Origin of the sequence: Trinickia sp. (genome assembly GCF_035492435.1) — a bacterium.
In the GTDB taxonomy this organism is placed as follows: Bacteria; Pseudomonadota; Gammaproteobacteria; order Burkholderiales; family Burkholderiaceae; genus Trinickia.
On record NZ_DATJJF010000222.1, the window covers coordinates 20,825 to 36,905 of the forward strand.

13 protein-coding genes are annotated in these 16,081 nt (G+C 63.9%); 9 read left to right on the top strand and 4 right to left on the bottom strand.

From position 1 onward, the window contains the following. Positions 1–27 precede the first annotated feature (27 nt). From VL598_RS16195 to VL598_RS16235, 9 genes are read left to right on the top strand one after another with little or no spacing between them, the layout of a single operon-like run. Positions 28–831, top strand: coding sequence for an FHA domain-containing protein (locus VL598_RS16195; protein ID WP_325327743.1), 804 nt, complete (start codon positions 28–30; stop codon positions 829–831). Continuing rightward, entirely contained in the window at positions 815–2,179 is a 1,365-nt protein-coding gene (locus tag VL598_RS16200; RefSeq protein WP_325327744.1) for a FliI/YscN family ATPase, read from the top strand. Before VL598_RS16195 ends, VL598_RS16200 begins: the two co-directional genes overlap by 17 nt. Beyond that, positions 2,163–2,603, top strand: coding sequence for a hypothetical protein (locus tag VL598_RS16205; RefSeq protein WP_325327745.1), 441 nt, complete (start codon positions 2,163–2,165; stop codon positions 2,601–2,603). The genes VL598_RS16200 and VL598_RS16205 overlap by 17 nt, the downstream gene beginning before the upstream one ends. Next, entirely contained in the window at positions 2,590–3,057 is a 468-nt protein-coding gene (locus VL598_RS16210; protein ID WP_325327746.1) for a hypothetical protein, read from the top strand. The genes VL598_RS16205 and VL598_RS16210 overlap by 14 nt, the downstream gene beginning before the upstream one ends. An 8-nt stretch (positions 3,058–3,065) precedes the next feature. Next, on the top strand, positions 3,066–4,112 hold the full coding sequence (sctQ, locus tag VL598_RS16215) for a type III secretion system cytoplasmic ring protein SctQ (protein ID WP_325327747.1): 1,047 nt from the start codon (positions 3,066–3,068) through the stop codon (positions 4,110–4,112). After that, the gene (sctR, locus tag VL598_RS16220) at positions 4,109–4,765 is read left to right on the top strand and encodes a type III secretion system export apparatus subunit SctR (protein ID WP_325327748.1); all 657 of its coding nucleotides are present in this window, start codon (positions 4,109–4,111) and stop codon (positions 4,763–4,765) included. Before sctQ ends, sctR begins: the two co-directional genes overlap by 4 nt. A gap of 4 nt (positions 4,766–4,769) precedes the next feature. Beyond that, positions 4,770–5,039, top strand: a complete 270-nt coding sequence (locus VL598_RS16225; protein ID WP_325327749.1) for an EscS/YscS/HrcS family type III secretion system export apparatus protein — start codon at positions 4,770–4,772, stop codon at positions 5,037–5,039. Beyond that, a complete protein-coding gene (locus tag VL598_RS16230) occupies positions 5,029–6,048 on the top strand; it encodes an EscT/YscT/HrcT family type III secretion system export apparatus protein (RefSeq protein WP_325327750.1) in 1,020 nt (339 codons plus the stop codon). Before VL598_RS16225 ends, VL598_RS16230 begins: the two co-directional genes overlap by 11 nt. Continuing rightward, positions 6,041–7,138: an EscU/YscU/HrcU family type III secretion system export apparatus switch protein gene (locus VL598_RS16235; protein ID WP_325327751.1), complete on the top strand. Its 1,098-nt coding sequence runs from the start codon at positions 6,041–6,043 to the stop codon at positions 7,136–7,138. The genes VL598_RS16230 and VL598_RS16235 overlap by 8 nt, the downstream gene beginning before the upstream one ends. Here VL598_RS16235 and VL598_RS16240 read toward each other — a convergent pair. The 4 genes from VL598_RS16240 to VL598_RS16255 all read right to left on the bottom strand — a co-directional run. Beyond that, the gene (locus VL598_RS16240) at positions 7,054–9,237 is read right to left on the bottom strand and encodes a flagellar biosynthesis protein FlhA (RefSeq protein ID WP_325327752.1); all 2,184 of its coding nucleotides are present in this window, start codon (positions 9,235–9,237) and stop codon (positions 7,054–7,056) included. The two genes, VL598_RS16235 and VL598_RS16240, sit on opposite strands and share 85 nt — an antisense overlap. Before the next feature lie 5 nt (positions 9,238–9,242). Then, the gene (locus VL598_RS16245; RefSeq protein ID WP_325327753.1) at positions 9,243–13,022 is read right to left on the bottom strand and encodes a PipA/GogA/GtgA family type III secretion system effector; all 3,780 of its coding nucleotides are present in this window, start codon (positions 13,020–13,022) and stop codon (positions 9,243–9,245) included. 106 nt (positions 13,023–13,128) lie between these two features. Beyond that, the gene (locus tag VL598_RS16250; protein ID WP_325327754.1) at positions 13,129–13,548 is read right to left on the bottom strand and encodes a hypothetical protein; all 420 of its coding nucleotides are present in this window, start codon (positions 13,546–13,548) and stop codon (positions 13,129–13,131) included. Continuing rightward, positions 13,535–16,081, bottom strand: a 2,547-nt coding sequence (locus VL598_RS16255; RefSeq protein ID WP_325327755.1) for an ATP-binding protein, incomplete at its 5' end; no start/stop codon positions are given. The genes VL598_RS16250 and VL598_RS16255, both read right to left, overlap by 14 nt.

Sequence of the window (16,081 nt, forward strand, 5' to 3'; positions counted from 1 at the left end):
ACCCTTCACGAGAGAGCGTCCGACATCATGCTCGAACTTCGCATTTTGAACGGCTTGCATCGCGGCGCAGCCCTGCCGCTCGACAGCGATGTCCTGCGGCTCGGCAGCGCCTCGACCAACGACATCGTACTGACCGACCCAGGGATGCCCGAGCACGCCGTCGAGCTCAACCGAAATACAGACACCGGATGGACGATCAGCCATCTCGAAGGCAAGGAGCCGCCTGCTTCGATCGCGGCCGGCATGCGCGTATCGATCGGCCCGATTCTCGTCGGGTTTGCCGAGGAGCATGAGCCCTGGCACAGCGGGGCAGAGATCGTCGCAATGACGGATCGAAGGCCACCGCGTCGCGGCATCGCCGCTGGGCTCACCGGCTTTGCCGCCGTGTGCGCCCTCGGCGCGGCAACGGCGCTCGTGCTGGCGCCCGACGATGCGAGCGTGGACAGTTTTGCCTCGGCAGTTCAGGCACGGGGCACCGCCGGTACATCGCTCGAGCAGCCAGCCCTATCAAGCGTGTCAGACGCGTCAGAGATCGGCGCATTTCGGCCAGCCGCAACCGCGACTGCACATTCTGTCGCGCGCAAAGTCGAGGCCGTCGTGCACCCGCTGCGTGTCGAACCGGCACCGCCGCCGTTCGGTGTTGTCAGCGTACGCGGCGGCGCACATGGCTTCGTGGTGACGACGATGGGCGTGTGCTTGTGCCCGGCAATATCTGGCGCGAATTCACGCTCGAGCGAATCGAGCCGCACCGGATCGTCTTTTCTGGCCGGCGGCCCGCCGAACTGTCCTGGTGAAGCCCATGACGATGCGCCGCATGACAGGCTCATTTGACTTCGCTCTTTCGCATGACATCGAGCCTCGTCTTGCTGCCTGGATGTCCTCCGTGCGACGCCGCATCGGCCAATCGCACGCCATCGAAGCCTACGGCCGGATCCGACGCGTCAGCGCAACGCTGATCGTCGCGAGCCTGCCCGACTGCGAAATTGGACATGTGTGCGAGCTCGGCTGCCGCACGGTTGACGGCAAGCCGATGCTAGCTGAAGTAATCGGCTTTGACCGCGCCGACACATTGCTCGCCCCACTCGCGCCGACCGAAGGTCTCAGCCCGCGCACGCCGATCCGCGCTCTCGGCAAGCCGCATGACATTGCGATCGGGCCGCACCTTTTCGGTCAAGTGCTCGATGGGTTCGGCCGACCGCTGTCGCGCTCCTGGCGCGAGCCCGACGGTTCCTGCACGCGCATACCGGTAATGGCGCCGGCGCTGCCGGCCACCGAGCGGCCTCGCCTCACACAGAGGCTGACCACGGGCGTGCGCGCAATCGATGCGCTGCTTACGCTCGCCGAGGGCCAGCGGGTCGGCGTGTTCGCGGGCCCCGGTTGCGGCAAGACGACGTTGCTCGGCGCGCTCGCCCGCGGCATCGAGGCTGACGTCGTCGTCTTTGCGCTCGTGGGCGAGCGCGGCCGCGAACTCAATGAATTTCTCGAACGCGAAGTCGATGCTGGACTTGCTGCACGCTCGATCGTTGTCTGCGCGGGAGCCGAACGCGCGCCCATCGAACGCGTTCGGGCCGCATTTACCGCAACGGCAGTCGCGGAGGGTCTGCGCGCCGAGGGCAAGCATGTGTTGCTGCTCGTCGATTCGCTGACGCGCGTGGCACGCGCCCAACGCGAACTCGGATTGGCCGCCGGCGAGCCGCCAGGGCGTCAGGGCTTGCCGCCTTCGGTCTACTCGATGCTGCCGCGCCTCGTCGAGCGTGCCGGCACTTCGGCGCAGGGCGCAATCACGGCCATCTACACGGTACTCGTCGAATCTGGGCCAGCCGATCCAATCGCCGAGGAAGCGCGCTCGCTGCTTGACGCGCATATCGTTCTCTCGCAGACGCTGGTTGAGCGCGGGCACTTTCCGGCGATCGACGTACTCGGCAGTCTGAGTCGCACGATGAATGCGGTTGTCGACGAGCCGCATCGGCGCGATGGCGAACGCCTGCGCGCGTTGCTCGCCCGCTATCGCGAATTGGAATTACTGCTCGCGCTCGGCGAGTACGAATCTGGGCACGACGCGCACAACGACGATGCCGTTTCACGCCACCCTCGCCTCGTCGAGTTTCTTCGGCAGGACTTGCGTGAACCCTCGCGGTGGGACGATACGCTGGAGCGTTTGCATGCCACGCTTGGTTGACGATGCTCGCTTGTGGCAAAGCTTGGTCGCCTGCCGCGAGGCCCGGCTTGCGCGCGCGCTCCAAAGAGCCGCCAACGCCGAGCACGTCCGTCGGATCGCCGTTGCGAAAGTGGATGCTGCCCGTCTCGCGTTCGCCGAGGCCGTACGTCAGGCCGGCGAGGAGCGAAGCGCCATCGATGCCGAACTACTTAAAGGAAACTCGCTGCGGCGTGGCGATTTTGAGCGCATCTCGGCCGCACACGCGACGATCGATCGAACGGTCAATGCGGCCCGCTCGTCCGTCTTGGCCGCGAAATCCAGTCACACCGAAGCCTGCTCCTCTCTCGCAAGTGCCCGCCGCGAGCACGCACTGTTGAAGCGCCGATGCGAGAAGTATCGGTTTGCTCTGAACCGTCTCACCGGTGATCACCATGACGATTTTTGATCAGCCGATCGGTTCGGGTTGCGATACGTCGCTCTCGGGCTCTTCTACGTTCGCGAGCCTCGAATCCGTTGCTTGGCGGGCGCCGTTCGCCCCCGTCGACGCACGCATTGCGGGCGCTGCGTGCTATGCGACCGAACTGGAGCGAGCGTCGCCGCTCAGTCGACTCGCTACCGGACTCGGTGAGACGCTGTGCCGAGCGACGCCGAACTTCCATGCCGCCTTCCTCGTGCCCGGACTGGGGCGATTCGAGATTCGCATCGTGGACACTCGAAGTGTTCTTCGATTGATGCTCTATTGCGATACCGCGGCGGGTCAAGCATGGCTTGCCGTCCACCAGCGCACGCTCGAGGAGCGCCTTGCGTACCGCCTCGGCCGTCCCGTTGCGCTAGCGGCAGCCAATGCGCGGCGGCCGCCGCCTGTGCCGCAGCAGCCACAACATCCGCCAGAGCCATGACAGCGCGAATGCAACCACGAATCGCACTGCGGCGTGTCGATGCGACGGTATGGGCAATGCAGCGCCTCGCGCGCCTCTATGGAACCGATATCGCACTCGAAGACGGCATCATCGGGCAGTTGCGGCTGCACGTTAACTTCGCCGCGCTTCCTTCGGTGCCTGACATGGATCACATCGATACGGGCAACGCGCTTGCCGTCTCGACCCGCTTTGGCCGGGCTTTCTGGTTTGACTACGCAGCGCTGCTGCTCGCTTTCACGGGCGTCGGCATCGACTGCGCATCGACCTCGTCAGCACGCATGGCGTTCGCACGCCATGCGGTTGCGGCACTGCCTGCTGCACTCCAGTCGGCTCTCGGCGACCCGGTCGTATGCGCGCCGCACGATCGACCAGCACGCGACGGGGTTCTCGCGCACCTGCGCTGTGAACTTCCTTCCATGCGCCTCGCTATGCGCCTCTTCATCGAAGTCGATAGTTTGCAGGCAATGCTCGATGACGGGCCATGGTGTCCAATCCCGGCAGCCCCGCCCAATTGGCTCGCAGCGCTGCCGAGCCAACTGCGCGTTGCGGTGGGCGAGGTCGGGATACCGCCCCAGAGCCTAGCCCAGCTGCGCCGCGGCGATGTGGTCCGGCTGCCCACGAGCCAATGGGATACGGCTGGACACGGAGACATCCGCATATTCAATCGCCGGGTTGAAGTCCGCTGGCTCACCGATCAACGATGTTTCGAGGTTCAACGCATGTTCCCCGATCGTTCCCCTCCGAATTTGGCGGTAGATGCCGAAGCGCCGCCCTCCGGCCTCCTTGATACCGCAGAGCTCCCTGTCCGCCTGCGCTTCTCGCTGGGCACGCTGACGCTCACATTGGGCGACGTCGCGGCGATCCGCGGCGGCACGCTCTTGCGCCTCGAGGGCGGACTGCCGCCGAGCGTGCACATCGAAGCCAACGGCGTGCTGCTCGGCTATGGCGAGCTCGTCGATCTCGACGGCCACCTTGCCGTTGAAGTCACCGACTGGCCACAAGCGGCCGCCAAACCGCAGCCGCCGCATTCATGACGCTCGATCAGCACCCGCTCGGCCTCATCGCCGTACTCTTTGCGCTCTCACTGTTGCCGCTGATTGCGATGACGACGACGTCCTACCTCAAAATTTCAGTCGTGCTGATTCTCATGCGCAACGCGCTCGGTGTGCAACAGGCGCCACCTACGATAGCGTTGAACGCGATCGCGCTGGCCGTTACCCTTTTCGTGATGGCGCCGACGCTCGAGGCTTGCCTCGACGCTGCGCGCGAACCGACGTCGACGACGCCTGCCTCAGGAAGTGCGCAGCTCGCGCGTGCGTTGTCAGTCGTCGAACCCCTGCGCGGCTTCATGCTGCACAACACGCGGCCCGAAGAGCGTGAGCGCTTTCTCGACTTGGCGCACCGCAATTGGCCAACATCGATGCGAGCGTCCGCTAACTCGCAAGACTGGAGCATCCTCGTTCCCGCTTTCGTCGTGTCCGAGCTTCAGGCAGCATTCGAGATCGGTCTCCTGCTCTTCGTGCCCTTCATCGTCATCGACCTGCTGGTCTCCAACGTCTTGTTGGCGATGGGCATGCAGATGGTGCCGCCAATGATGGTGTCACTGCCGCTCAAATTGCTGCTTTTCGTCGTCGCTGACGGATGGGGCAGGCTGCTGCACGCGCTCGCACTCTCGTACCAAGGCTGAGACGATGCCCGAATCGCTAGGCCTGATTCAGCATGCACTCTTTTTCGCTTTGAAAACCTCGCTGGTGCTCGTGCTCGCGGCGGCGTGCGCGGGCATCGTCACGTCTCTCGTGCTTTCGGCATTCCAGATCCAGGATCAGACGCTGCCGTTCGCCGTCAAGCTCATCATCGTATGTGCGACGCTCGCTATTGTCGCGCGATCAATGGGCCACGAGATGCTGGCGCTTGTCGAGCAAGTGTTCGCACTCGTCGCATCATCACGCGTTGAATCCTGACGTCGTCGACATGGCCGAGACCGCCGCCATCGCGCTTCCATTTGTCCTTGCGGCCGCGCTTGCTACGGCGCGTTGGCTGCCGACGCTGCTGCTCGTTCCCGTGTTCACCTTGCAGTCGTTCTCTGTCGCCACACGAGGTTCGATTGCGCTGGCGCTGGGCTTGCCCGTGGCGCTCGCGCTGCTACCCGACTTGCAAACCGTACCGCCGTCTTTCGGCATGCTCGTCTGGCTCACCACCAAGGAGATCGCTCTCGGCCTGCTACTCGCCGTCTCACTGAGCATTCCGCTATGGGCGGTTGAAGCCGCCGGTGCCTACATCGATTATCAGCGCGGCGCCAATCCTCAAGCGCTCGATCCCATGGCCTCGCCCGATGCGTCGCTCGTCGGTCTGCTCTTGCAACGCACTTCATGCGTTTATTTGATGCATGCGGGCGCCTTTCACGCGCTCCTTGGTGTCGTGTACGCCAGCTTTGCCGCGTGGCCCACGCTGCTACCGGCTCCGCGGCTCGAGACCGAAGCCTGGGACGCGATCGCCGAACTCCTTACGTCTCTGCTGCGCTTTGCGCTGATGTTTTCGCTGCCCTATCTGCTTGCGCTCGGCCTCATTGAAGCCTGTTTTGCGGTGCTATCACGGGCAGCGGCCCGCTTCCCAGCCTATGTCGCGGCGCTGCCGTTCAAGAGCATCGTTGCACTGTGGCTCATTGCGTTGAGTCTGCCCGCCTCGATCGAAGCGATTCACGACGTTCATGTCGAACATCTGGAATGGACGGCGCAAACCATCAAGGCCACATCGACGGCCGCTCCCAATGAGGCCGTCAATAGCATCGGCGCAACGTGCGAGAAGTCGCCTTCAGACCACGATCTCGGCTCACCGCCGTGCGCTATTGGGGGTGCTCCCGCTCCGAACGAAGCTCCTCGCGACGGGTTGCAAAACCCTAGCCGCCTTGACGATGAACGGAACAATCCCAAAGACTCAGGCAATCACCTGCGACCGGCAAGCGATGAGTGACAAGCCGCTTCCGCCATCGCCGAAGCGGCTGCGCGACGCCCGGAACAAAGGCGATGTGCCGCGCAGCGAGCCGTTGGTCGCATGGATCGTCATGGCGTTATGCTTTGAAGCGATATTCGCGTGTCTAGGCCTCGCCCATCACGCGCTGCTGCAGATCATGCAAGCAACACTGGCCCGACTCCGCCCACCGTACCTCGCCGCTCACGTCGCCGAGTTGGTGTGGCAGTGCGCGCGCTTCTTCGCGAGCGCACTTGGGATCGTTGTCGGCATCGCCGTTCTCGCGGCGATTATCGGGGCCTGGGCATCCGGCAGCCTGCACTTCGCGCCGATGGCGCTCAAACCGTCGGCGGCCCGCCTCCATCCGCTCAACCACGTCAAACAGATGTTTTCGCAAAAGCATCTGGTCACGATCGTCATTGCGCTCGCCACGGCGCTCGTTGTAGGCGTTGTCGGCTACGCAGCGCTGATGAGCCGGTTCCCGATCTTTTCAGCGATGATTCAATGGCGATCGGTCGAACACAGCTGGCAAGCTAGCATCGATGCACTGCAGTGGTTGCTGCGGATTCTGCTCGCGGCGTTGATCGTTCCTGCGCTCGTCAGCGCATTGACTGCGAAGCGGTCCTACCTGCGCAAATTGCGCATGTCGTATCGCGAAGCGAAGGACGAGCATAAGCAAACGACAGGCGACCCGTTCGTGCGCGCCCGCCAGCGCGCCGCGCGCCACGAAGCCGCAGCAGCACCGCCGACCCCGAAAGAGACGACAGGGTGTGTGCTCGTCATGAATCCGGAACACCTCGCAGTTCTGCTCTACTACGGGGCAGACGAGCGATCGGCGCCGATCATGCTCGACAAGGGCGCCGACGCGGCGGCTTGGCAAATGGCCGATTCTGCGCACGTACGCGATATTCCGCGCTTCCGCTTCAAGAAACTCACTCGCCATCTTTACGAGCACGGCGAGATCAATGCGATGATTCCGCCGGAGTGCTATCGCGCCGTGGCGATCGTCTATCGCCTCGTGGAGGAAATGCAGTCGCTCGGCGCATGTCCATCGGGGCCCATCGACATCGATGATGCCTTCTTCGACGATTGACCGTCGTCCGCCGCGATCATGCCGATCGAGCGTACACGTTGCGTCGGCGTCAGCTCGGCGTAGCTGAGGACATGGAGATCGAACCACTCGTCGACGATGATTTGCCGCAGCGGAGCGCGCAAGTCTTGCGCGGTGAGCACGACAGGCGCGGCGGTGCCGTGCGCCGCGAGGCGCCTCGCCTGCGTCAAGAGCGATTGCGCCGTTTCGTGCTCAATGGCCAGCACCCCGCCCTGCGCGGTTTGCTGCAGCGAAGCCCGCAGCGATTCCTCTAGAGGGCGTTCGAGCAGCAACGCATGCAGAACGCCGTCGTGGGAAAATTCCTGGCAGATTTGCGCGCGCAGTGCGAGGCGAACGTGCTCCGCGAGCATCGCCGTCTCCTTCTCGCGCGGCGCAAAACAAACGATGGCCTCAACGATCTGTCTGACGTTGCGCAGCGACACGCGCTCGGCAACGAGCAGCCGCAGGACTTCCGCAAAGCGCGGCAGCGATAACGCCTGCGACAGCTCCTTCGCTACGGCCGGCATCTCGCGCTGCAGCCACCCGAACAGCAACTGGGCCTCGTGAATGCCAACAAACAGCGTCGCGTGTCGATGCAGAAGCTGGCCTACAAGCCGTGCGAAGTAGTCCATGGCGTCGACTCCTTCACCGAGCAGGTCGCCGCCGTTCAGTCGTCCCCGCTCGATCCACGACGCCCCCACAATGAGCGGATAGTCCTGCCGCTCTGCGTGGGCACGCAACGCGTCATCGAGCTGGTCAGCCGGCACGCACAGGCAATCCCACCGCAACTGCCCCTGCGCCACGACAACCTCGTGCAAAGCGATCTCGTAAGCATCACCCTCGAGCCGCGCCGCGCCCTCGATCTCGAGGCTCGGCACAGTCACGCCGTAACGCAGCACAATTTCGTTGCGCGCACGCCGCGCTCCACGCACGAGTTGTGCAAAGCGCGTGTCGCATGACATCGTATTCGAGACCGACACGACGATCGGCCGCATCGGCACGATCGTCCGCACATCCCATTCGTCGGGAATCTCCGCATCGGGGCCTCCCGCGTCGGTGCTCGCCAAGCGCGAGTCCGCGACGGCGCGACGCCTTGCCCCCGCCTCGCGACGCAGCCGCGTCGCCCCGAACCCGAGCATCGACGCCGAAAGCCCCACAAAGGCGGCCCACGGCATGCCGGGGACGGCGGCGAAGAGTGCCACGATGCCAGCCGCGATCACCCACGCCACGGGGGCGGACGCGGCCTGCTGCATGATTTCCCGGCCTACCGTTGCCGGGGGGGACGCCACGTCGTCACCACCACGTGTGATCAAAACGGCAGCGGCGATCGCGATCAGCAGTGCGGGGATCTGGGCGACCAGAGCGTTGCCGATCGTCAGAATCGAGTATCGCTGCAACGCATCGACGAACGCCATGTCGTGTTGGGCCACACCGATGGCCATCCCCGCTGTCAGGTTGACAAGCACGATTACGAAGCCCGCGAGCGCGTCGCCCTTGACGAACTTCATCGCACCATCCATCGCACCGTGCATGCGGCTTTCGCGCGCGAGTTCGCCTCGCAGATACTGCGCCGTCTCCGGTTTCGCAAAACCGGCGCGCAAGTCGGCGTCGATCGCCATCTGCCGGCCCGGCATCGAGTCGAGCGAAAAACGCGCGGCGACTTCGGCCACGCGCTCCGCGCCTTTCGTGACAACGAGAAACTGCACGACGGCGATGATGAGAAACACCATCGCGCCCACCACGAGGTTATCGCCCGCGACGAACCTGCCGAACGTCTCGACGATGGCCCCCGCATCGGCTCGCAGCAGAATCGAGCGGCTCGTGCTGATCTCGATGCCGAGACGAAAGAGCGTGGTAAAAAGCAGCACCGCCGGGAAACTCGAGAACGCAACGGCGTTCGGCACATAAAGCGCCAACGCGACCAGCAGCGCCGCCATGCTGATGTTCACGGCGACGAGTACATCGATGACGAGCGTCGGCAGCGGCAGCACCATCATGAAGATGACCAGCGCGACAAGCAGCGCGGCGAGCGTATCGCTGCGCTCGCTGATACGGGAAAGCCACCGGCTGGCGGAGGCCGCCCAAGCACTCGCAAATTGCATCGCTGTCAGTCCTGGCGCATGTAGGCGTCTTCGACAGCCACGCCGCGTTGTGCGGAAGTCTGATACGCGAACAGCCGCTGCTCTGCGGCAGTGTCGCCTGTGCTTGCGAGCGCCGCGACGAGCTGCTCCGGATAGTGGAAGCCGGCTTCGTTAAGAATCGTGTCGGTCAGATAGACCGCCGCCCCGCGGTTCCTGTATGTTTCGCCGGGTGCCAGCCTGCCGAAACCGCCCATCGCCTGGACGACATCGTACGTAAGCTTGCGCTCGAACTCGACATCGCGCAGGCCCGCCGAGCTCAAGTACCGCAGGCCCGGCTCCAGCAGATGAATCTCTTGCACCCGCCCCAGAGGCTGCTGCAGCGACGCCCCTTGCGCGAGTGCATCATCCGGCGGACGCTTGTCGATCATGAATTTCCAGGCCGGTACCTCGGCGCGTACATCGAGTGCCGGCATGCCATCGAACAGATATCGGAATGTTGGGCTGTTGCGGTAGAGGCGCCGGTAGAAGTCGGTTAGGGTTTTCGCGTCTGCAGCCGCCACTTCGGCGGGTGTGTGCTCGCTTGCAAAAAAGCCGAAGTGCCTGCCGAACTTCGAATCGAATTCGTCCACAAATAAGAACACGTCGTCGTCCTCCCCTGCCACTCCGCGCACGATATCCTTCGCATCACGGACGGTGATGCGTGAGTCGATCGGAGTACCGTCAACCAGCGTGTCCTTTGGCACCGAATGCTTGCCGTCGACCCAAGGGTCGAGATAGCGGTTCTCGGCATGCGCAGCTTCCGTGGCGTTATTGCGCTGGTACTCGATCGTGTCGTGCCGCGGCGCATCGTCCGTCGAGTTCTCGCGCCGATACATCACCCGCTCGGCCATTGCGTAACCGCCCTCGCCGAGCACCTTGTCAGTCAGGTATACGACAGGCCCGCGGTTGAGCATGTCGAGCATGCGTTCGGGGTCGCGTGCGCCGGTGAGGGCATGGATCATTTCGTGCAGATAAGCCTGTTCTCGAGGCATAGGCTGCACGCCGGTCGCGCTCATGTATTGCATCGCCTCGATCGTCTCGTCCGCCGGCATGTAGATACGCCGATGCTCGAAATCCGTATAGGCCTTGGTTGGCGCGCCGAGCGGGCCGACTTCGCCAACGAGAAACTCCCACGGCTTGGTTGGGCCGCGCGTACGGTTGCGCCCGCGCGCTTCTACATCCTCAAAGCGGTTCACAAGGCGCCTGAATGTACGGCTTTGCTTGTAGAGCCCGCGAAAGAACGCCTTGGCATCGAATGTCGACGCGTCCGAGCCGGATTTGTGCGTGAAGCGCTCGCCGAAGATCTCATCGAAGTCACGCAGCTCTGCGCGGTTTGCATCCTTCAGTATCTCCTTCACGGTTTTGACGGTTAGACGCGCGTCGACCTCGGTGCCGCGTATCGTGGTCTCTCCGCTACTGACGGAAAAGCTGGTCTCTTGTGGACTCAGCTTGCCGGTAAGCGGGTCTCGCTCCAAGGGCGAACGTGTTCGCAGGCGATGGCCCGACAACCAGTCCATCTCGATACCGACGTTGCTCTCCTTCGCTAGGAGGACAATGCGATTCTCATCCTCGAAATGCTCGACGTCATAGTCGCGCCAGCGGACTTTCCGCTCGCCACTGCGCACCCGTTGTGCCATGCCGCGATGGACGCGCGGGATATCGCCGTCCTGCACCGCGATGTCGACGGGGTCCGCAGCCGCCTCCGCCATCATCGGGTGCATGGCAATGTCGACGCTCGAGGCGTCGAGCCGGGACGCCGCACGCCCCATTCTGGACACGACCGGATGAGCGCGGCCGGACGGGCCGGAGCGCCCACCGCCCGTGCCGGCCACGTCCAGCAAGTCCACGCCGAGAAAGAACAATCCGAACGCAGCGCGCGATGCGTCGTGATGCCGAATCCCTTCTTCGATGTTGTAGATCGGGCCAGCGACAGGCTGCATGTTGATCCACGTCTCGAAGCCCCTCACCCTCGCGCGATGCGATTCGGTCTCCGCCTCGAGATCGATCGCAATCCGGTTGATTTCCGCGTCAAGCGCTGCCTGAGTCGGGCGAACGTCCTTCGTCCACAGGTTCTCCTTTGCCCGCGCGATGATCCAAGGGTTGGACCGGAGTTCGGCATTGAAGCGTTCTTCCGCCTGCTGCAATTCGTGGCGCGGCTCGATCTGCACGCCGACACCGAGCGTCATTCTCGATCCTATAAGGCCGCTCCAGTCCGCGCGATCGAGGAACTCATCGACACGATCGCCGTAGGCTGTCTTGGTGACGTTCGGGTTGTCTCCCGAGATCACGTAGGTACGCAGTTCGTCGATCTTGTCCTGACTCAAGCCGCGACTGCGCAAAATTTCCGCCGCTGCCGCATACCTCTCGAGTCGGGGAGGCGTGCCAACAACAGAAAGCAATCGTTCGTTTCCATAGGCGGTGAGCGCATCCAACCGTGTCGTTTGATCACCGATGATGCGCTTGTCAGACAGTACGCCTTTGTCGCGCAGCTCCCGCGCAAAGGTGGCCACCGGCCCGTCCCCGTCGGCCGCATCGCGCAGCGCCGCAAAGAGAGATAGGATGGTTTGAGCACGCTCAGATTTGTCTTGCGACATCCATTTTGATGCGCGCTCCGACAGATACAGCCCGATCCATTCTAGCGGCGCGTCGTTGCCTTTATCGATCGCCTCGATCTTCGCGGCGTCGGCCACGCGGTTTTCGTAGACGAGGAGGAGATCGTCCGGACTCATCAATTCAATGCCGTCGCTACGGGCCAGATGAGCGGCGAAGAGCAAACGTGGGTGGTAGGGATAGAAAGGCTTCTCGGCCCAATCTTCCTCGAGTTCCCGGAAGGCTTCGATCAACGCGGCCCGACTATCGAACTGCGTCGAAATCGGCATGCCGCGATGGCTTTGAATGCGCAACCACGCGGTGGCAAGCGAATGCTCCGGTGTGCCGATCGCATACTGATTGCTCTCGCCCATCTGCGAGAATTTTTCTTCGAGCCAACGTCGCTTCTCCTCGCTCGGCAACGCCGCAAACGCCGGATCCATCGACATGCCCGGCAGGGCCGTGAGCTCGTCGAACGTCTTGTGCTGCGCGTGACGCAGGGCAAACCCATCGAAGAACGGGGTCTTTAGCATGGGGTCGCCCATGGGCGACGCAAGCGCAGACAGCACGCGCTCTTTCGCGTAATCGTCACGAAGCGCCACGAGGAACGCCGAGCGCAGCTCGGCAAGCGGTTGCGGGATATCGGCGCCGTCGCGATTCGATGGCTGAGCACGGCGCACTTGGCGGTATAGAACCGCTGCCGCATCGAGGACGCGCTCGTCTTCGAGCAGCGACGGGTCGAGGCTCGCCTCGAACTCTGCCGAGATCGGACGGTATTCGTGATCCGAAACCGCGCGCAGCAATTGACTCGGGCTGTCGGCGTAGCGCTGTGCTTCGTTCAGATCGACCCAATCGCGCAACGCCGAGCTGATGCTTTCCCGTTCAAGCTCATCCCATGCCCGCGCATCGCTCCCGCTGCGTGTGCCTATCGATGCACTCACGGGAGGCGCTACTGCAGCGACGAGCGATGCAGCAGCGGCGCGCGCCGAGATCGACCGGCGCAGTCGGTTGTCGATAGCGCGTTCTGCTAATCGGTTGGGCGCGCGCGATGCGTCGTCGATAAGCGATGCCTGAGCCGCCGCAGCTTCAACTGCCTCATTCGCAACCTCATCGGCCGCTGTCACGCATGGCAGCAGCGGCAACGAAAGTTCGGGCTCTCGGGTAATCGGACTAGGCATCGCATGTGCTCCGCATTGGATTGCGCTATAACGCGTCGGCAACAAAAGCACCACATTGCTTCAGACGCGTTGCGCAAACCCGTTACACGCGATATTCCCGGACGACTTAACGTGAAGGTGCCCGAGCCGGTACCGCCGCACACCACGCGGCACTGCGGGCGTTCAGTACTTTCGCCAAGGCGTCAGCCAACGTGGCGAGCACCTTGCGCGCATGCGGCAATGCAGCCTCGATGCGCGATGGATCCGATGACCACAGCGCGCTTTGCGCGTCGTGCAAAGCGGCAAGCGCGTCGCTGCTGCAGCAGAAGAACGAGGCGGTTCCCGTCATCCGGTGCAACACGTGCCCGGCGTCGACGTACCCCCCCGCTGCGAGATGCGTATCCAGCGCGCACTGCAAGCCCACCAACTGCGCGAGGGCTCGATCGATCAATTCATCAAGCTCTGCGGGCTCGTAAAGCGCGCGCAGCTCCGAAAGATCGAATGACGCGCGGTAGTGCCGCGCACGCTCATGGCTATCTGACTGCATCCGCAGGCTCCCTCCACTTTTCGAATAACTCGGCAAGCTTCCTCCTTGTGATTGGCTTGGACAAGTAGTCGTCCATGCCGGCTTCGCGGCACGCCCTGATATCGTCGGGCGTTGCGTTGGCGCTGATCGCCACCACCGTCGCACGGTGGCCAGCGCCGAGATCCCGCGCTTCCTCGGCGCGGATGCGGCGCGCAAGCGTATAGCCGTCCATGCCCGGCATGTGGCAATCGAGCAGCACGAATCGAGGGCGCAGCTGCGCCCAACGCACGTAGCCTTCTAGACCGTCGGCTGCGGCACGCGCCGCCAGTCCGATTGACGCAAGCTGGCGCATGATGATGTCGCGATTGATCTCGTTGTCCTCGACGACCAGCACCTCGCCGACGTCACTCCACGTCTTTGGAGCATCGGTGTCATGACCGCTCGACACGCCGCCGGCCTCCGTCAGTGAGCCGCGCGCTCTCGAAAGCACGTCGACGAGCTCGTCGACACGACGCACACGTTGCTCGCCGAGTGCGCGCGAGACAACGTTGAGCGCACCGGTGGTGTCAAGGGAGATGCTGACATCGGCCTCCCCCCCGCGTGGTGCCGCGACGCGCTCGACGCGCATTTTCGCCAGCGTGGCGCGCACCACTGCGGCCATCGCCGGCACGGCCACATCGACGCGCGCGCGCATTGGCGCGAGGTCCGGCCAGCAACGCGCTGCCTCCCCCCAGACGATCGGCAGTTGCACGCTAATGCGTGTACCTCTGCCGGTCGCGCTGTGTACGTGGATCGTGCCACCCATCGCATCGACGAGCCGCTTCACGATCGAAAGCCCCAAGCCCGTGCCGCCATAGCGGCGTGTAGTCGACCCGTCCTGTTGCGTAAATGGCGTGAAGAGTTGAGGCCGGTAGGACTCGGCGATGCCTCTGCCCGTGTCCGTCACGACACACTGCAATGCACTACGTCCCCGCTCGAGCCGATGGCGCACTTCAAGCATCACGTATCCGGTTTCGGTAAAACGGATGGCGTTGCTAAGCAGGTTGGTCAGAATCTGGTTGACGCGGACCTCATCGCCCACCACCCAACGGTCGAAATGCGGCATCGCCGCGAGGTAGACGGACAGGCCCTTCCGATGGCCGAGCGGCGCATGCAGATCGATGGCGGCCGCGGCAAGGCGCTCGACGTCGAATGGAGCTATTTCTAGCGCCACAGCGCCCTGCTCCAGCTTCAGGTAATCGAGCGTGTCGTCGATCACGCGCAGCATGAGACGGCCCGAGCGCTGCGCGATATCGAGGTAGTGTCGCTGCTCTCGCCCGAGCGTCGTCGTGCCGAGCAAGTCCAGTACGCCGATCACGCCATTCATCGGTGTGCGGATCTCGTGACTCATCATCGCGACGAATGCCGACTTCGCGCGATCAGCCGCTTCGGCCCGCATGCGCGCGGCGATGGCTTCCCCGCGTGCCACCTCGGCCGCCCGTCGCGCCGCGCGCATGCGCCAATACGCGCAAAGCAGCGTAAAGATGAAGGCAGCCACGGCGGCCGACGCGCCCACCGAGAATCCGATCACCGAGCGCTTGTCGTAGCCGAGCACCCACGACACGGGCCGCGAGCGGCTCGCGAGGAGAGCGAGCTCGCGTTGGCTCAGCGACGCGATGTATCGATCGAGGATGCCGATGAGCAAAGCATTGCCCGGCGTCGAGGCAAAGCCGACTCGCTCGATGCCGGCGATGGAGGCATCGGCCGACAGAGGACCGTGCACATAGCGGTCACGCAAATCCTCTGCGGCGACGCTATTGACCAGTGCCGCATCGGCATGGCCAGCGAGCACGGCGCGCAGTGCGTCCGCCGCGCGTTGGCGCGGCACGAGCGTCGCGCCGGACAATACACTCGGCAGCAGTTGCTGCAAGCGCCAGGCGTTGGCCGCAATGCGAGCCGGCGCGACGGCGTCGTCGTGAGCTCGGACGAATGACCAGGGAAAACTGTCGTAGGGCCTCGTGAGCGCAAGATCTTGTGGGAGGTCCTCCAGGCCGATCGGAAAGGACGTGGCGAGATCGATGGTGCCATCGCGCAACGCATCCGCCAGCGTGCGGGCGTCATCGATCAACACGGGCTCGAAGCGCACATGCGTAATCGGAGCCAGCTGGCTCAGCAAAGCGGCGCCGAGGCCCTGCCACTCGCCGTGTTCATCAAGATAATCGTAGGGGCGGGCAAGCCGCTCGATGCCTACGCGCACGACGGCGTGACGGCTCGCCCAGCGTTGCTCCTCGCCTGTTAGCGTGAAAGGCTGCGCTTGCGTCGGATGCAGCGGAGTAGGCGCCGGCTGCACGTGCAGCTCGCGCCGTTCGGTCGGCGACAGGCGTGCAAGGCCAGCGTCAATCAGTGAGACCGCGGCGGCATTCGTGCGACGGGCGACGAAGCACAGCGGCACCGTCAGCGGCAAGGGCGTCGATTCGAGCAAGCCGTTCCCCAACGCATCGACGACGCCCGCGTAGGTATCCCGAATGCCGACGAAGGCGTCAGTGCGCCCGCTCGCCACGCTTTGCACACCGCT